We start from the raw sequence: 17,930 nt of genomic DNA, 5'->3' as shown, positions 1-17,930 counted from the left end.
TGATGTATTATTTGACTGGAAAAGTGGCGCTCGTGACGGGCGCTGGTTCGGGGATCGGCAAGGCTTCGGCGATGAAATTGGCCGAGGCTGGAGCGACTGTGGTGGTGATGAGCCGCACGGCCGATGAGGTCGAGGCGACAGCTGCGGAAATTCGCGGTAAGGGCGGACAGGCCACGGCCATGACGGCCGATACGTCCGACGAAAACGCCATGCGCGAGCTGATGGATGCAATTATCCGGGACTACAAGCGGCTCGACATCGTGGTGGCCAACGCAGGGATCAATGGCGTATGGGCGCCGATCCAGGATCTGCAGCCCGATGAATGGGACAAGACGATCCAGGTCAATCTGCGCGGAACCTATCTGACGATCCACCTTGCTGTTCCGCATCTGATTGAAGCAGGCGGCGGGTCGATCATCGTTGTGTCCTCAATCAACGGGACGCGGACTTTCACAACACCGGGCGCCAGCGCCTACTCGGTGACCAAGGCTGGCCAGCTCGCATTGGTGCAGCAATTGGCGCTCGAGCTGGGCGATCGAGGTATCCGCATCAATGCCCTATGCCCTGGCGCGATCGAATCCAAAATTTCGGACAACACCCAGCAGCGCGGCAAGGAAGAAGCCGAAGTTCCCGTGGATTTCCCCGAAGGGGACATTCCCCTGACCGGAGGCAAGAGCGGCAAGGCTGAGGACGTGGCCGACGCAGTGCTGTTCCTCGCCTCGGACGCCTCGCGGCACATCACGGGCACCCCAATCTGGATCGATGGCGGGCAGAGCCTTCTTCGCTAAGCGATAGAGGCTGGTTGCAAGGCATCGGCACGGCGCGTAGATGAGGCGTCCGCTGCCGAGGCCCCTGCCCCATGATCACCGCCGAGCCACTTTCCGCTTCACAGGATAGTCTTTTGACCCTGGCGCTCAAGGCGGCAATTGCCGCTGCAGGCGTGATCATGGATGTTTATGGGCGACCCATCAATGCGGTGAGCAAGGCGGATGGCTCGCCGGTGACCGAGGCGGATGCTGCCGCCGAAGCGATCATTATCGAGCATTTGCGTCCCACCGGCATTCCCGTGCTGGGCGAGGAAAGCGTTGCCGCCGGGATCATTCCCCAATTGGGCGAGCGCTATTTCGTGGTCGATCCGTTGGACGGGACCAAGGAATTCATCAAGCGCAATGGGGAGTTCACGGTGAACATCGCCCTGGTGGAGCATGGCGTTCCCATTATGGGCGTGGTGCTGGCGCCAGCCACGGGCGATGCTTTCATAGGTGATGTGAACGGCGCCTTTTATCTCGTTGTTGCCAATGGAAAAGCTGGTGAGCGGCAGCCTATCCGCACATCATCTGCCGAACCACTGCGGATTGTGGCAAGCCGGTCGCATGGTCATGCCGCGCTGGCGGATCTGTGCGACTGCCTTGCGGTGGAAAAGGATGTGTCGGTCGGATCGTCGCTGAAGTTTTGCCTGCTGGCGCGCGGCGATGCCCAAATTTATCCACGGTTCACGCCCACTTGTGAATGGGACACCGCTGCGGGGCAAGCCGTTTTGGAGGCTGCGGGTGGCGCCATACTGACATTGGATGGCGAACGCTTGCGCTATGGGAAGCAAGATCGAGGTTTCCTCAATCCATTTTTTGTTGCCGCAGCTGATCTTACGCTGGCGCAGCGCGCGGCACGGGAAATGCACCGGATCCTGGGCTGATCTGTGAGCCATGCAAGGCTGGTTTGACTGATCTGCCCGCCGTGCACTGCCGTACATATTGCACAGTTCACGGCCAATATATACATAGCCAGCATATATTGAACCAGCATATGGCTGGTGGAGCAGGCTTGCATGAACGTTCGTACGCTTTGTTTGTCGATCCTTTTTGAGGGCGACGCCACCGGATATGAGATCCGGCGGAATTGCACCGAAGGAGAATGCTCCTATTTCCTCGAGGCGAGCTTTGGCTCTATCTATCCCGCGCTGGCCAGGCTCGAGGATGATGGACTGGTAACCAGCCGCATCGAGCCGCAGGACGGCAAGCCTGCAAAAAAAATCTATTCCATCACAGAAGCCGGCCGGCAGGCTTTCGCGGCTGAGTTAACCGAAGCGCTCGGGCCCGACATTTTCCGCAGCCCGTTTCTGCTTTTTGCCAGGTTTGCCCATATCTTGCCGCGCGATCTGGTGGAGCAAAGGGCGCAGGAATTCCTCGATCGGACCACCGAAAAGCGCAAGCATCTGGACGAGGCACTGGAACAGTGCAGTGCCAATGCTGCTGAATCCTGGATCATAAATTATGGGCGCACAGTCATGGCCGTTGCAGAGCAGCACACGCGCGCCCATATGCACGAACTCATAGAATTGGCGCGAGCCGAGCCAAATAAAGACGCGGCTGAATAGGGGGCGACTTCATCATGCGTGCATTGTTTTCTTATGGGGTCGCGTTCCTGATCCTTGTTCTGGCCGGTGGCTGGTTGGCTACCGGCACTCTCGTTATGGGGGGCAATGGCCCCGGTAAGGGCGAGCGCCCGATCATTTCGGTGATCGAGGGCGAGGAACATGGGCCGATTGCCACCCAGCTTGCCGAAGCGGGGGTGCTGGCAGAACATGCCGAGGCCCACGGACCCAATCCGCACCTGACCATTGCCCAGCGCAACGAGCAGGAAATGGGTGGCCAGACCAATCTGCAGTCGGTTCGCACATCGACCTATGTAGCGCAGGCCATGCCCATCGAAGTGCCGCTGCGCGGGCGTACGCAGGCTAAGTCGAGCGTTGGCGCTGTCGCCGAAACGTCGGGCATCGTTGACGTGGTGCATGTCAGCAAGGGGCAGGATGTCGCTGTTGGCGATCTGCTGTGCACGCTGGACCAGGGTACGCGCGCCGCAGCTGTTGCGCAGGCCCAAGCTGGGCTTGCCCAGGCAGAAGCCGCGCTCGAGCAGGCGCAGGCAGATTTCGAGACCAATCAGGAGCTGCGCGACAAAGGCTTGGCGCCGCCTAATACGGCACGCGCCACGCAGGTCGCGGTAAGCGCTGCCGAGGCGCAGGTGACCACTGCACAGGCGGCCCTGGACAATGCCGAGGCGGAACTGGAGCGCACCGAGATCAAGGCCAAAGTGGCCGGGGTTGTGCAGGATCCACTGGCCGTTGCCGGCTCGATGCTGCCCATGGGTCAGCCATGCGCGACCATTGTTCAGCTCAACCCGATGGTCTTTATCGGCCAGGTGCCGGAAGCGCGTATCGGCCTGGCCAAGCTCGGGCTGGAGGCTGATGTTGCCACTATCACGGGGCAGAATGCCAAGGGCAAGGTGACGTTTATCTCGTCCACCGCCGATCCGGCGACGCGTTCCTTTGCGGTCGAAATCGAGATCCCCAATGATGATGGCGCCATTCGCGACGGCATCACGGCGACTGCTACGGTTAATATGGGCTCCGCGCCAGCGCACCTGCTGCCACAATCTGTCCTGACGCTGAACGAAGATGGCGTCCTGGGCGTGAGCACGGTGGCGGATGGCAAGGCCAAGTTCGTGCCCATCACCATTTCCAGCGACACGCGCGACGGCGTGTGGGTGCTGGGCCTGCCCGCATCGGCCGACGTGATCACCGTGGGCCAAGAATATGTCGTTGATGGCCAGGCCGTCAACGCCACCAACGTGCCTGTTGCCGGAACCGATGCTGAAGGGACACCAGCATGATCGATTTCCTTGAACGCTTGCTGAGGATGCCGCGCGTCATCCTCACGGTCATGGTGCTTCTGCTGGGAGCAGGCCTTTCAGCCTATCTTTCCTTGCCCAAGGAAAGCTTCCCGGCGATCGACATCCCCTATTTCTATGTCTCGGTGACCCAGACCGGCGTTTCACCGCGCGACGCCGAGACGCTGCTGACCAAGCCGATCGAGGATCGCATCAAGGATGTCGATGATCTGGAGAATTATACCTCCACCTCGACCACCGGACATGCCGGCGTTTTCCTTGAGTTCAACGTCAATGCCGACAAGGACCAGGCGCTGAGCGATGTTCGCGCGGCGCTTGATGGCGTTTCTGCCGAATTGCCGGCCGATGCCGACGAGCCGATCGTGCGGGAAATCTCGTTCACCGACATGCCGACCATTTCGGTTGCGGTTTATGGTTCGGTGCCCGAACGCGAGCTGGTGCGCCGCGCCAAGGATTTGCAGGACGAACTCGAAAGCATGGGCGATGTGCAGAGCGTTACGCTCTCGGGATCACGCGATGAAGTGCTGGAAGTCCAGATCGACCTTGTGCGCCTCGAGGCCTATGACCTTACGGCGTCGCAGCTGTTTGATGCCCTGGCCAAAAACAACATGGTGGTCCCGGGCGGCACGCTGGACACGGGCCAGGGTTCGTTCAACGTTGAAGTTCCGGGCCTGATCAAGAGCGCGGCCGACGTTTATTCCCTGCCGCTCAAGACGGCCGGCGACACGGTGGTGACCTTTGGCGACGTGGCAACCATTACCCGCACATTCGAGGACGCAACGTCCTATGCCAATGTGAACGGGCAGCCGGCGATCACGCTCGGCGTGGTCAAAAAGCTCGGCACCAATGTCATCACTATTTCCGAGAATGTGCGAGCCACGACAGAAGCCTTTACGGCCGACTGGCCGCAAGGCGTTCAAACCAGTTTCCTGATCGACCAGGCCGATACGACCCGCAATCTGTTCCGCTCGCTGGAAGCAGCCGTCTTGACCGCCGTGGCACTGGTGTTGATCACCTGCGTGGCCACGCTGGGCGTCCGGCCGGCGATCATGATCGGCATGTCGATCCCGATCTCGTTCATGATCGCGTTCCTGGTCGTGCAGATGATGGGCATGACGATCAACATGATGATCATGTTCGGGCTTGTACTAGCGGTGGGCGTGCTGGTGGACGACCCGATCGTGGTGGTGGAATATGCCGAGCGCAAGCTGATGGAGGGCGTTCCCAAAAAGGAGGCCTTCATTCTTGCAGCGCGTAAGATGTTCGTGCCAGTGGTTTCGGCCACGCTCACGACTTTGGGCGCGTTTGTGCCCCTGCTGTTCTGGCCGGGCATTATCGGCAAGTTCATGAGCTATCTGCCGATCATCGTAATCGTTGTGATGGTGGCCTCGCTCGTCTCCGCGTTGATCTTCATGCCGATCATCGGCGCCTTCATTGCCTCCACTCATGTGGACCCCAAGGCGAAGGAAGCGGCTGACATCGTGATGTATGCCGACAAGTTCGATCCCAAGAAGGTGCGCGGGGTGACAGGCTTCTATGTCCGCACGATGGAGCACCTGATCCGCTGGCCCGTGGCAACGCTGGCTGTCGGGTTCGTCCTGATCGCTATGATGTTTGCCGCCTACATCATGAACCCGACGGGCACGGAGGCCTTTCCGGCCTCCGAGCCTGAGTTCGGGACGGTGAACGTCATCACGCGCGGCAATTACTCGCCAATCGAGATCCGCGATCTGCTTGCTGAGGTCGAACAGGAAATCCTGCAGGTGCAGGGCATCCAGGACGTCATCATGAGCTTTGGTGGCAGCGGAGCGGATGGTGGGCTGAGCAGTGCGGCACCGCCCGACACGATCGGCTCGTTCAATTTGCAGCTGATGCCCTACAACGAGCGCGTCAAGGCCGCCGAAATCTTCCAGAACATCCGTGACCGGGTGGCGGACATTTCCGGGCTCGAGGTGCAGATCGCAGCGCAGGAGAATGGGCCTCCTGCGGGCAAAGCGATCAATCTGCGGGTGGAAGGCACGGTCTACAACGACATTGCCCCGGCGGTAGCCAAGCTGCGTGATTATGTGGAAAACGAGCTGGGCGATACCATCGACGTGGAAGACGGCCGCCCTGCCCCGGGTATTGACTGGCAGGTGACGATCGACCGCGAAGCCGCTGCCCAATATGGCATCGGCGTGCGGGAGCTCTCGCCCTATGTGCAGTTGGTCACCTCGGGCGTGAAGCTCGGGAGCTATCGCCCCGACGACGGCACGGATGAAGAACTCGACATCCGGGTGCGCCTGCCCGAAGGCGAGCGGACTTTCGATGCGCTTGACTCCCTGCGAGTCGTCACCGCCCAAGGGTTGGTGCCGGTTTCCAACTTCATCGATCGCCAGGCCGTGCCGAAGGTCGCCAACATCGAACGACGCAATGGCGTTTACGCCATGACTGTTGCGGCGAACCTGACCGAGGGCGTAGCAGCGGACGCCAAGATCGCGCAGTTGCAGGAATGGCAGCAAACGCAGGAATGGCCGGCAAGCGTCGAGATCGTTTATGGCGGCGCGGCCGAACAGGTTGATGATACCAACGCCTTTATCGTGGTGGCGCTTGCGGCGGCTCTCGCCCTGATCGCGCTGATCTTGCTGATCGAATACAACAGCTTCTATCAGGTCGTTGTGACGCTGATGACGGTTGTGATGTCGATTGCGGGCGTGATGCTGGGCATGGTGGTCACGGGAATGAGCTTCTCGGCCATCATGACGGGCCTGGGCATCGTGGCGCTGGCGGGTATTGTGGTGAAAAACGGCATCGTGCTGATCGACACCTACAACCACTACCATCGCGACGAGCATGTGGAGCCCGTCAAGGCCATGCTGATCACCATCAGCCAGCGTGTGCGGCCTGTGCTGCTCACGGCAACGGTGACGGCGCTGGGCGTCATCCCGATGGCGCTTAATATCGAGTTCGACTTCATCCGCCGCGAAGTGGTGGTGGGTGGTCTGGCTGGTTCCTGGTTCATTCATTTGTCGGCAGCATTGGTGTCAGGATTGTTTGTATCGACCATGCTGACGCTGGTGATGGTGCCGGTTATGGTGACTGCACCGAACGTGATGTGGGGGCAGATCAAGTGGATCGGCCACCAGTTCGGCCGGCTCGGTCGGTTTGCAACTGGACGCGGGCGGCAGCCCCAGATGGCTGTGCCGGCAGGCTTTGACGGGCTGGCGGTGGAGATCCCTGCTGATGCCGATGGCACCAAGCGGTATATCGTCAGCAAGAACGAGGGGCTGGCGAGCAACAAGGATGGGCCCGATGTGCGGCCCGAAGCGGCCGAATAGGGCTTCCAGCTAAGCAGAAGGCCCGCAGCGATGCGGGCCTTTTCCGTTGTACTTCGGATGGGCATCCAACAAGGGAATAGCTTCATGCCGGTCAAGAAAGTCAAGGATCTCGATACGCAATTCGAAGCCCTGCTGAAGGACGCTGCCCGGGAGCCGGTGCGCATCCAAAAGGACGGCGCTGATGTGGGAGTGGTGCTGTCTCCAGAACATTTCCGGGCGCTGACACGGCCTTCTTCTCGCCTCTAAAGTCAGGTACCTGATCCCTGTTCGTCAATAAAGGTTGACAACAGGGCGAGCGTCAACTATGGTTGACGCATGGATGATGCTGACCACAATCGCGATGATGACCCAGACGCCAGCTTTGCGCAGGTCGTTGCCCTGCGCCTAATGGCTAATCGGCTGGAACGCAAAGCCGTGCGTGACGCGCTGGCGCAGGGATGGTCCTGGGCGCGTATTGCCCAGGCGCTTGGCGTCAGCAAGCAAGCTGCGCACAAGCGGTTGTCGAGCATCGATCCCACAACCAAGATCTGAGGGACATAAGATGTTCAACAAGCTTAAGCAGCGCTTTGCCGATATGGGTACGATCAAGACGCTTTGCGAGCGAGCAGAGGCGGCCGCCCATGAGCAACATCAGGGACGGCCTGGAGCGGAGCACTTCGTGCTGGCGGCGTTGGACCTTTCGGACGGATCGGCGAAGCGAGTGTTCAGCAAGCTCGGCATCAGCGGAGCGGATTTCCGCAGGGCTTTGCGTGATGTCCACCACAAGGCCCTGAATGCAGCTGGCGTGGGAGCTGAGCAGATTGTCCTTTCGGAGCAGAATGTGCCGCCCCTGCCCCACCCTGCCGGAATCTATGATGCCGCTCCTTCGGGCCAGGCCGTGCTGCAAGGTCTCGCAGCCCTGCGACAGCGCGGGGTACGCGGGCCACTCTTGAGCGTCCATGTGCTGGAAGTGGTCAGCGCCATGCAGCACGGCACGACCAACAGCGCATTTCAGCTGCTCGGGCATAATCAACCCAGCGTCATGGCAGCCATTCAGAGCGAAATGGTCCTGGCTGCCTGACGGCTTTATTCAGCCGCAGGGGTGCCGCGCTTGACGAAGCCCTCGGGATCGTTGGCGGTTTGGAGGAGCTTTTCTTCAGCTTCGGTGGCTTCGCGCTGGCGGTTCCACATCTGGGCGTAAAGGCCGTCCTTTTGCAGCAGGGCAAGGTGGTTGCCGCGTTCGGCCACGACGCCGTCGCGCAGCACCAGGATTTCGTCGGCGTTGACGACGGTGGAGAGGCGGTGGGCAATCACAACCGTGGTGCGGTTTTGGGAGACCACGTCGAGAGCTGACTGGATGTCGCGCTCGGTCTTGGTGTCGAGAGCCGATGTTGCTTCATCCAGGATCAAGATGGACGGGGATTTCAGGATCGTGCGGGCGATGGCAACGCGCTGCTTTTCCCCGCCGGAGAGCTTGAGGCCGCGTTCGCCTACGGGCGTGTCATAGCCCTTGGGCAGGGTTTCGATAAAGGGGCCGACCTGTGCCATGGCGGCAGCAGAGCGGATTTCCTCTTCGGAGGCGCCGGGGCGACCATATTCGATGTTGTAGCCAATGGTATCGTTGAAGAGGACCGTATCCTGCGGGACCATGCCGATAGAATTGCGCAGCGATTGCTGGGTGACGTTGCGCAAGTCCTGCCCGTCGATGGTGATGGCGCCGCCCGTGACGTCGTAGAAGCGGTAAAGCAGGCGCGAAATGGTGGACTTGCCGGCGCCGGTGGGGCCGACAATGGCGACGGTCTTGCCCGCGGGCACTTCGAAGCTGACGCCCTTGAGGATGGGGCGGTCGGGATCGTAGTGGAAGGTGACGTTGTCGAAGCGGATCACCGGGCCGGTAATCCTAAGCGGTTTGGCACCGGGACGGTCTTCGATTTCGGGATCCTGGTCGAGGAGCTTGAACATCTCCTCGATATCGGTGAGGCCCTGGCGCAGCTCGCGATATACGAAGCCAATGAAGTTGAGCGGGCGATAAACCTGCATCAGGAAGGTGTTGAGCAGGACAAAATCGCCAAGGGTCAACGTGCCGTTCATGACGCCATTGATGGCCATGACGGAGATGACGAGGAAACCGCCATAGAAGATGACGGCCTGGCCGAAATTGAGGAAGCCCAGCGAGGTCCAGATGCGGATGGCGGAGCGTTCATAGCCGGCCATGGAGGCGTCGTAGCGGCGTGCTTCCATGTCTTCGTTGGCGAAATATTTCACCGTTTCGAAGTTGAGCAGCGAGTCGATGGCCTTGCCATTGGCGTCTGTATCGGACTGGTTCATGTCGCGGCGAATGGCGATGCGCCAGTTGGACGCCTTGATGGTGAAGTAAAGATAGCCCCAGATCATCACCACGAGTACGCCGAGATAGCTGACCCCGAAGAGCCACACGAAGATCACGGCGGTGATCAGGAACTCCACCAGGGTGGGCGCGATGTTGAGCATCGTGAAGCGCACGATGGTTTCGATGCCCTTGGTGCCGCGCTCGATGACGCGGCTCAAACCACCCGTTCGGCGCGCCAGATGAAAGCGTAGCGAGAGGCGATGTAGGTGGTGGAAGGTGCGCAGGGCCAGCTTGCGCACGGCGTTTTGGCCGACGCTGGCGAAGAGGACATCGCGCAATTGCTGGAAGCCTGCGTCCAGGACATTGCCCAGCACATAGGCGATGACCAAGACGATCGGCACGGCGAGCCCAAGGATGACGCCGCTATCGGGTGAGCCCGTATCAAGGCTGTCGATGATGCCCTTGTAGGCGAAGGGGATCAGGGTCGTCGCGACTTTACTCAGGAGCAGCGCGCCGATGGCGAGAACAACCCGGAGCCGCAGATCAGGGCGGTCGGCTGGCCACATGTAAGCCCATAAATTGCGGACCGTGGAGAATACCGAGCCCTCCTCCGCGCTGACGGAGGGCTTCTTTTCAGCATTGTCCAGGGCCATCAGGCGGGTTCCGATTCCAGTTTGGCCGCAGCGGGACCCAGTTTAGCCACCATGCCGGAGAAGGCCGAGCCGAGGGCGGCGAGGCGCTCATGCTGCACGATGTAGCAGTTGCGCGTGCCACGCGGCTTGCGCTCGATGAGACCGGCGTCGAGCAGGACCTTGATGTGCTGGCTGACGGTGGATTGGGCGAGCGGTAGTTCCTCGGTCACGTCTGCGCAGCAGCATTCGCCGCGCTGCTGCTTGGCCAGGATGCGCAGAATGTGGAGGCGGACCGGATGGCCCAGGGCTCGCATGATTGTGGCAATATCGTCGTCTTGCATGGCGCTCGACTGCGTTGATCGGTGAATTACGATAGAAATGGGCGTTGCCCACCGAAAAATCAATGGCCCGCACGCAGGCGGGCCATTTTGTCCTCAGTTTGCCGCATCTTCCGGCAGGGCAAAGACCTGGCCCGGGTAGATCCGGTTGGGATCGCGGATCTGGCCGGTGTTTGCCTCGTAGATGGTGGTGTATTTGACGCCCTGGCCATAGACGCGGCGCGCAATGGTCCAGAGGTTGTCGCCGCGCCGGATGATAGCCTTGCCGGCGGCAAAGCGTTCCGCATCCGGGCCGCCCACTGACACGGCCACCATGGTGGGGATCTCAGCGTCAGCCGAGGCTGGATTGTCCGGAGGGGTGGGCTCGGAGATGGGTTCGGCAGACGCGCTTGCAGCTGGGGTCTCCGCAGTCTGGCTCGGTTCGGCTGCTGGCGGGGCGCTCGCTGCAGCCACGGGCTCGGCTTCGGGTTGGGCTGCCGGCGCGGGCTCAACCGTGTTAGCTGCTTCCGCCGGAGGCTCTGGCGGCGCAGCTGGCTGTTGTGGCACGGCAGGAGCAGTAGCTGGCTGTTCTGCCACTGCAGGAGCAGATGAAACTGCGGCAGGTTCAGCCGGCTGAGGCGCGGGGGCGCTTGGCTGGGGAGCCTGGGGCTGAGGCGTAGCGGCTTCGGTTGCTCTAGCGGTTTGCTCGGCTGGTGCGGCTGGCTCGGCTGGTGCGGCTGACTGGGCAGCGGGGGCACTTGGCTGTGGGGTCTGCTGCTGGATCGGGGCAGATGGAGGTGCTGCAGCGGGCTGTTGCGCTGGGTCAACGGACTCCGCCGGCAGTGGAGCCTGGGGCTCGGCTGCGGGAGCAGCTGGAGCTTCGGTGGATGGTGCGGGCGTTGATGCTGGCGCAGGGGCGTCGGCCTGAGCGATAGCGACCGGTTCTTCGGCGGGTAATTCCACCACGAAGTTGACCTCTGCGCGCGCAGCGACATCGGCCGTGCCCGGCTGGAGCATGTCGATGCGGACGCGCTGGCTGGGCTGGTCAAGGACGGGGCCGGCTTCCACGAGCCAACGTCCGCCGGACACCTCGGCGTCGGCGATGAACTGGTCATCCACATAGAGCCGGATGTCGGCGCCTTCGGGACCAGCGCCGGCAAAGAATGTCCGATCGCCTTCGATCTCGACAGCGTCGATGGTGGGCGGGGTGCTGCCAAGCGAATGCGTGGCGGGCGCTGGGGTTTCAGGTGCAGGATCGGCGCTGGCTACGCTTGCTTCAGGGGGCTGTGAAGCCTCTGAGGGTGCTGGTTCCGCTACTTCTGGCTCGACAGGAGCTTCGGGCTGAGGAGCAGGCGGGGTGTTCTGCGGATCCGCGCTTACATCTGGCGTAGCCAGCGCTTGGGTCGCAGGCGGCTCGACTGGCTCGGGCGCTGTGGCGACGGCGGGTTCGGGCTCGGCATCGGGAGCCGGGCTTGGGGCGGCGGGTGCCGCAGCAGGCGCAGCTGCGGGTGCAGGCTCGGCCGAGGCGATCTGGGTGTCTTCTTCGGGGCCCTGGAGGATTTCGCTGGGGGCGCCGGGTTTGCTGGCAACTACTAGGGGCTGGCTGGTCCGGTCTTCATTGATGGCAACGACAATGGATTCAGCCGCGCGGCCAGGCTTACCGGCCTCGCCCAAGGTAATCTCGAGTTCGCCAGGCCTGAGTGGGGTGGCGGGAACAAAGACCCAATCGCCATTAGGTTCGACCATTGCCGTTCCCAGCAGGTCGTCATTAGCAAAAACTTCCACCTCGGAGCCCGGCGTGCCGCTGCCCGCGATAACGACGGAGCCATCGGGTTCAGCGCGCAGGAGGCCAAAAGTTGCGGCGACAACGCTGTCGCTATCGGGGGTGGCAGGCGGGGTGGCATCCAGCGCTGGTTCAGCGATGCCCGTTTCCGGTTCCGATGTTGCGGGAGCGGCAAGAGGCTGGCTGGTGGGTGCAGGGTCTACTGCGGCTATCTCGGGCTGGCGGAGGAGGCCAGACTGGACCATCTGCCCACGCAGGCATTGTCCCATGCCGCCTTCGGCATTGAAGCAGTAGACGACGGATGGGCCAGCAAGCACACCAATAATCACGACAAGGGTTACAGCCGCTGCTCCAAGCGTCAGAGCAAGAGGTTGTTTCGGAACGGTATCGGCCAGTTCGTCCTCCGGAGGATGGCCCACGCCATCCAGTTAAGCCACCAGTTCTGTTGTTTTCTGTGCCGCTTCAGTTTTCAACAGCTTGTAGGTAATCGATTCATATAGAGCTTCAAATGATGCATCAATGATGTTGGGCGATACGCCGATCGTGTACCAGCGCTCGCCAGTGCCATCGCGGCTTTCGACCAGCACACGGGTGACCGCGCCCGTGCCGCCATCCAGGATGCGGACCTTGAAATCGACGAGTTCGAGATCCTCGATGCGGGAGGAATATTTGCCGAGATCCTTGCGCATGGCCAAGTCCAGGGCGTTGACCGGGCCATTGCCTTCAGCGACGGACATCAGCAATTCACCCTCGACGCGGATTTTCACCACCGCTTCGGTAACGGTGATCTCCTCGCCTTGCGAATTGTGGCGGCGCTCAACGCTGGTGCGATAGTTTTCGACCTGGAAGTAATTGGGCAAGGTGCCCAGCACTTCATGGGCGAGGACGGCAAAGGATGCGTCGGCACCATCATAGGAATAGCCGCGGGCTTCACGGTCCTTGACGGTGGCGAGGAGCTTTTCGAGGCGCCGGTCGTCCTTGGCGAGATGGATATTGTGGCGGGCCAGGGCCGTCAGCAAGTTGGATTTTCCGGCCTGCTGGCTGACCATGATGGAGCGCTCATTGCCAACGCTCTCGGGCGGCACATGCTCATAGGTGGAGGAATCCTTAAGCAGGGCCGAGGCGTGGATACCCGCCTTGGTGGCGAAGGCGGACGCGCCGACATAGGGTGCCTGCTTAGACGGGGCGCGGTTTAGCCTGTCGTCAAAAGCGCGAGAGATGTGGGTCAGCTGTTCAAGGCGCGACGCATCGATGCCGGTTTCGAAGCGGTCGGCGAAGATGGGCTTGAGCACAAGCGTTGGGATGATGGTGATCAGATTGGCATTGCCGCAGCGCTCGCCTATGCCATTGAGCGTGCCCTGAATCTGGCGGACGCCAGCTTCCACGGCAGCGAGGGTGTTGGCGACGGCTTGGCCGGTATCGTCATGGGCGTGGATGCCGATCTTGCTGCCGGGGGCGACGGCAAGAACCTTGCCCACGATGTCCCTGATTTCAGAAGGCATGGTGCCGCCATTGGTGTCGCAAAGTACGACCCAGCGTGCCCCGGCGTCGAGTGCCGTGGACACGCAGGCTAGCGCATAATCCGAATTGGCCTTGAAGCCGTCAAAGAAGTGTTCGCAATCGATCAGGGCTTCCTTGCCGCTCGCGACGGCGGCGCTTACGGTTTCGCGCAGGTTTTGCAGGTTTTCCTCGAGCGATAGTTCAAGCGCAAGGCGGACCTGGTGGTCCCACGTCTTGGCGACGAAGCAAACCGCCTTGGCTTGGGAATTGAGAAGAGCCTGAACGCCGGGGTCGTTCTCGACAGAGCGCCCTGCCCGCTTGGTCATGCCGAAGGCGGTGAAGGTGGCGGTGTGGGTCCGGTTGGTTTCGAAAAACTCGGTGTCCACCGGATTGGCGCCGGGATAGCCGCCCTCGATGTAGTCAACGCCAAGGTCTTCGAGCAGGCGGCAAATGGAAATCTTGTCTTCCAGAGAAAACTCGATCCCAGCCGTTTGTGCGCCGTCGCGCAGCGTCGTGTCAAAGATGTAGAGGCGTTCTTTGGGCATGATCTACTCGGGCCAGCGTTCGGTGTCGTGGTCGGGGTGCTGGTGGTTGGTGGACTGGATGAAATCGGCATGCTCGTTTTCCCCCTCGGTGGGTGGATGATCGGGCAGATGGCCGAGATCGTTGACCCAGCTCAGGCGGCTCTCGATGCCGTGCTGATCCTCAGGTGGGAAGGCTTCGAGATTGTCGAGGGAGCCAATGGAAACAGAGATGCGGTCACTATCGATGTAGCGGAAGGTGAGCGGGGTGCCGCATCGGGGGCAGAAGCCGCGTTCGGCCTGGTCGGAGGACATGAAAGTGCCAAGCGCCCCGCGCGTGATTTCGAAGCTGTCGCGCGGGCCGCCGACCAGCGGCGCGTAGAAGGCACCGAAGGCTTTTTGGCACATGCGGCAATGGCAGATATGAGCGCCGGATGGGCTTTGCGTGAAGCGATAGCGAATGGCGCCGCACTGGCAGCCGCCGGAATAGGCCTGCGTCATCGCTTGACTTCCCATCTGGTGCGGCGCTCGCCAGTTTCGTCCTTGTAGTCCATCAGCGCTATGCCCTGCTCGGCCAGCTCGTTGCGGATGGCGTCGGCGCGGGCGAAATCCTTGTTGTTGAGGGCAGCCAGGCGTTCGGCGATCGCGGTGGCGATATGAGCCGGCTCTTCCCAGCCCTCGTCGGAGGTGAGGAGGGAATCAAGGCTGAAGCCGAGGAAGCGGAGAGTTGCGGCGAGGCAATGCTTGGCGTCGCCCTCGTTCCGGTTGGCGCGCTTGGCGATGAAATCGAGCGCAACGCTGGCGCGGTGGAAGTTGAGATCGTCTGCCAGTTCCTTGACCACGGAAGCATCGGGCTGGCCCGATTCGCTGATCTCAGCGCCCCAGGCAGCCTGCTGCCAATTGCGCAGCTTGCTTTCGGCTTCTTCGAGACGCTTGAGCGAGAAATCGATGGGCTCGCGATAATGGGTCATCAGCATGGCAAGGCGCAGAACTTCGCCGTGCCAGGCGTGGCCGCCCATGGCACCGGTCTGCAGGAGGTCGTTGATGGTGATGAAATTGCCCAGGCTCTTGCTCATCTTCTGGCCTTCGACCTGAAGAAAGCCATTGTGCATCCACACCTGCGCCATGGCATGGGTGCCGTGGGCGCAGCGGGATTGGGCGATCTCATTCTCGTGGTGCGGGAAGATAAGGTCGAGACCGCCGCCATGAATATCGAAGGTTTGTCCAAGATAGCGCTCGCTCATGGCTGAGCATTCAATGTGCCAGCCCGGCCGGCCCCTGCCCCATGGGCTATCCCAGCCCGGCTCGTTGTCTGCCGATTGCTTCCAGAGCACGAAATCGGCGGGGTTCTTCTTGTGCCGGTCGACGGCCACGCGGGCGCCGGCGAGATTGTCTTCCAGATTGCGGCCCGAGAGCTGGCCATAGTCAGGCATGGTATCAACGGCGAAAAGGACTTCGCCGGCGGCATTATAGGCGTGATCGCGCCTGATCAATTCAGCGATCAGGGTTTGCATTTCCCCGATGTTGTCCGTGGCGCGAGGTTGGACGGTCGGCGGCAGGGTGCCGAGGGCTGACACGTCGGACAGGAACTGCGCTTCGGTTTTCTCGGTGACCCGGCGGATGGCTTCGTTGAGCGGCAGATCAGGGAAGTCGCGCAATGCGCGGGCGTTGATCTTGTCATCGACGTCAGTGATGTTGCGGACATAGGTGACGTGGTCTGCGCCATAGACATGCCGCAGCAGCCGGAAGAGCAGATCGAACACGATCACCGGGCGCGCATTGCCGATATGGGCGAAGTCGTAAACGGTGGGGCCGCACACATACATACGCACATTGCTGGGGTCCAAGGGCGTGAAGGCTTCCTTGGTGCGCGTAAGCGTATTGTAGAGGGTGAGTTGTGGTGTGCCCGACATCATCGTCCCAAAGATCGTGGCCATGCGAAAAGTCGCGGGCTGCTTGGCTCTTCAGGTATCAGAATTGTGGGTGAAGAAGACCGCGCCGCCAACGAGTGGTTAGCAGGTAATAATGCAGCGGTTAATCAGAATGATACCGGTCTTCATGCGGCTGTTGTGACCGGAACGGGCGCAGAAATCAAGCGCAAACAAAAAAGGCGGCCCCAGAGGACCGCCAATTGCCTTGGAGGCATTCTTCAGCTCTGCGCGGCGCGGAACTGCTGGTGGCACTGGCCACAGGTGGCGCCAATCGCCTTGACAGCTTCGCCATAAGCCGCGGCATCACCCGCTTCGGCAGCGGCAAGGCCGGCTTCGGCAGCAGAGCGGCCGCTTTCGACAATGGCCGTGAATTCTTCCCAATTTTCCCAGATTACGGGCAGCGCCTTGCTGTCACCAACCGCAGAATCTTCGGGGAACAGGGCGGGTATGTTTGTGTAGTTATCCAGCAGGGTCTGCATGGCGGCGACAGCCTCAGCGCCGCTGAGCTGAGCGGCCGTGCGCAGGGTTGCACCATTTTCCTTCATGGTGGCTTGGCGCGCCTCTACTGCCTCTTCGGGCGTGGTCGGCGCCACGAAAGCATCCTGTGCGAAGGCAGCTACTATGCCCACGCTCATCAAACCAGCCAAGGCCAAGGTCGTTATTTTTCTGATCGACATCAACTGCACCCTCAATGCGATAGCCGGACAGCTTTGTGTCAGGCGCTGCGGAGAGTGGCACGGCTCTGTGACGCCCCCAACGAGTACACGGGAATGTTATCGGATCAGGTGACGACGTATTGCCGCAGGCCGCGCTAGATCACCGACACCTTCTGGGTGATGGCACCGAAGACGGAGCTTCCGTCTGCGCCTATTGCGCTGATGCGGACGGTATCACCATCTTTGAGGAATGGCGTGCGGGCCCGGCCGTATTTCAGTTTTTCGACCGTCCGCGCTTCGGCAATACAGGCAAAGCCGATGCCATCCTTCTTGATGGGGAGGGCTTCGTCGTGGCGATTAGAGACAGTGCCGCCGCCCACGATGGTGCCACAAGCGAGATTGCGGGTGCGGGCGGCTTCGACGATGAGGTCGGCGAAGTCGAAGTGGACATCGGTGCCGGCATTGGGTTGGCCATAAAGCGCGCCATTCACCTCGATGCGGACGGGAAGATGGAGGCGATTGTCACGCCAGGCGCTACCGAGTTGATCGGGCGTAATCACGACGGGAGCAAAGGCGGTGGAGGGCTTGGCGTGGAAAAAGCCGAAGCCATTCTGGAGGTCGTCCAGAACAAGGCGGCGCAGCGATACGTCATTGCAGATAGTGACAAGGCGAATAGCGGCTGCGGCCTGTTCGCGATTGGCGCCCATGCCTACCGGGCCGGTGATGACCGCGACTTCGGCTTCGAAGTCGATGGCAAGATCGGGGCTGGTGGCGATTATGGGATCGTGAGGAGCGGAAAGGGAGTCCGAGGCGCCCTGATAGAGCAGAGGCCGGTCCGATTGTAGTTCGGCATCCTTGCTGCCCTTGAGGCTGCGGACGCGTTCGAGATGGCTGAGATAGCCGGAGCCGTCGATCCATTGATAGGCGCGGGGGAGCGGGGCCAAGGCTTCGGATGGCTGGAAAGGCTGACCCGAAATGGCGCCGGCGTCCAGTTGGGCGGCCAAGGCCGTTAATGCCTCGCGAGAGCGGTCCCAATCGTCAAGCGCCGCTTGCAGATTCATGGCGATTCGACCGGCCGAAACAAAGCGGCTCAAATCACTGGAAAGCACAACCAGCTGTCCATCGGGGCGGCCGTTTCTGAGCGTTGCAAGCTTCATTGGTTCATTTCTCTGCTGGTGTGACCGTGTAGCGCTTTTGCCCTACCCTCGCCGTCCCTATAATGTTGTGAGCGGCCCTAGCGTTCTCTTAAGAGCTTCTTCGCGATGCGCCACCCATCACATC

The 17,930-nt window shown here is 61.3% G+C and carries 16 protein-coding genes; 8 read left to right on the top strand and 8 right to left on the bottom strand.

Annotated features, from left to right (window positions below; genetic code table 11):
- The first annotated feature begins 2 nt into the window (after positions 1-2).
- The 8 genes from DDE77_RS02470 (at position 3) to DDE77_RS02435 (ending at position 8,061) form a co-directional block, all read left to right on the top strand.
- Entirely contained in the window at positions 3-788 is a 786-nt protein-coding gene (locus DDE77_RS02470; protein WP_108395828.1) for an SDR family oxidoreductase, read from the top strand.
- Positions 789-859: 71 nt separating this feature from the next.
- The gene (gene cysQ / locus DDE77_RS02465; RefSeq protein WP_108395827.1) at positions 860-1,693 is read left to right on the top strand and encodes a 3'(2'),5'-bisphosphate nucleotidase CysQ; all 834 of its coding nucleotides are present in this window, start codon (positions 860-862) and stop codon (positions 1,691-1,693) included.
- A gap of 132 nt (positions 1,694-1,825) precedes the next feature.
- Entirely contained in the window at positions 1,826-2,374 is a 549-nt protein-coding gene (locus tag DDE77_RS02460) for a PadR family transcriptional regulator (protein ID WP_108395826.1), read from the top strand.
- Between the two features lie 14 nt (positions 2,375-2,388).
- Positions 2,389-3,666: an efflux RND transporter periplasmic adaptor subunit gene (locus DDE77_RS02455; RefSeq protein WP_108395825.1), complete on the top strand. Its 1,278-nt coding sequence runs from the start codon at positions 2,389-2,391 to the stop codon at positions 3,664-3,666.
- Positions 3,663-7,001 (top strand): efflux RND transporter permease subunit, encoded by a 3,339-nt coding sequence (locus DDE77_RS02450; RefSeq protein WP_108395824.1) that lies wholly within the window; start codon positions 3,663-3,665, stop codon positions 6,999-7,001. Before DDE77_RS02455 ends, DDE77_RS02450 begins: the two co-directional genes overlap by 4 nt.
- An 84-nt stretch (positions 7,002-7,085) precedes the next feature.
- A complete protein-coding gene (locus tag DDE77_RS02445) occupies positions 7,086-7,247 on the top strand; it encodes a hypothetical protein (RefSeq protein WP_157959620.1) in 162 nt (53 codons plus the stop codon).
- A gap of 69 nt (positions 7,248-7,316) precedes the next feature.
- Positions 7,317-7,532 (top strand): hypothetical protein, encoded by a 216-nt coding sequence (locus tag DDE77_RS02440; protein WP_108395822.1) that lies wholly within the window; start codon positions 7,317-7,319, stop codon positions 7,530-7,532.
- 10 nt (positions 7,533-7,542) lie between these two features.
- Entirely contained in the window at positions 7,543-8,061 is a 519-nt protein-coding gene (locus DDE77_RS02435; protein WP_108395821.1) for a Clp protease N-terminal domain-containing protein, read from the top strand.
- A gap of 5 nt (positions 8,062-8,066) precedes the next feature.
- On the opposite strand, the gene DDE77_RS02430 is transcribed toward DDE77_RS02435, so the two are convergent.
- The 8 genes from DDE77_RS02430 to DDE77_RS02395 all read right to left on the bottom strand — a co-directional run bounded on the left by DDE77_RS02430 (position 8,067) and on the right by DDE77_RS02395 (position 17,806).
- Positions 8,067-9,962 (bottom strand): ABCB family ABC transporter ATP-binding protein/permease, encoded by a 1,896-nt coding sequence (locus tag DDE77_RS02430; RefSeq protein ID WP_108395820.1) that lies wholly within the window; start codon positions 9,960-9,962, stop codon positions 8,067-8,069.
- Positions 9,962-10,282: an ArsR/SmtB family transcription factor gene (locus DDE77_RS02425; RefSeq protein WP_108395819.1), complete on the bottom strand. Its 321-nt coding sequence runs from the start codon at positions 10,280-10,282 to the stop codon at positions 9,962-9,964. The genes DDE77_RS02430 and DDE77_RS02425 overlap by 1 nt, the downstream gene beginning before the upstream one ends.
- Positions 10,283-10,375: 93 nt before the next feature.
- Positions 10,376-12,460 (bottom strand): LysM peptidoglycan-binding domain-containing protein, encoded by a 2,085-nt coding sequence (locus tag DDE77_RS19710; protein WP_108395818.1) that lies wholly within the window; start codon positions 12,458-12,460, stop codon positions 10,376-10,378.
- A gap of 9 nt (positions 12,461-12,469) precedes the next feature.
- The gene (gene cimA / locus DDE77_RS02415; RefSeq protein ID WP_108395817.1) at positions 12,470-14,086 is read right to left on the bottom strand and encodes a citramalate synthase; all 1,617 of its coding nucleotides are present in this window, start codon (positions 14,084-14,086) and stop codon (positions 12,470-12,472) included.
- A 3-nt stretch (positions 14,087-14,089) separates the two neighbouring features.
- Positions 14,090-14,563: a GFA family protein gene (locus DDE77_RS02410; protein ID WP_108395816.1), complete on the bottom strand. Its 474-nt coding sequence runs from the start codon at positions 14,561-14,563 to the stop codon at positions 14,090-14,092.
- Positions 14,560-15,975 (bottom strand): cysteine--tRNA ligase, encoded by a 1,416-nt coding sequence (gene cysS / locus DDE77_RS02405; protein ID WP_108395893.1) that lies wholly within the window; start codon positions 15,973-15,975, stop codon positions 14,560-14,562. Before cysS ends, DDE77_RS02410 begins: the two co-directional genes overlap by 4 nt.
- A gap of 236 nt (positions 15,976-16,211) precedes the next feature.
- Positions 16,212-16,670, bottom strand: coding sequence for a c-type cytochrome (locus DDE77_RS02400; protein ID WP_108395815.1), 459 nt, complete (start codon positions 16,668-16,670; stop codon positions 16,212-16,214).
- Between the two features lie 134 nt (positions 16,671-16,804).
- Complete coding sequence (locus DDE77_RS02395; protein WP_108395814.1) at positions 16,805-17,806, bottom strand: fumarylacetoacetate hydrolase family protein; 1,002 nt, start codon at positions 17,804-17,806, stop codon at positions 16,805-16,807.
- Positions 17,807-17,930: the final 124 nt, after the last annotated feature.

It is taken from the genome of Devosia submarina, assembly GCF_003056345.1.
Lineage (GTDB): Bacteria > Pseudomonadota > Alphaproteobacteria > Rhizobiales > Devosiaceae > Devosia > Devosia submarina.
Note: the sequence above shows the minus strand (reverse complement) of the source record. Positions and strands in the feature narration are given on the sequence as shown.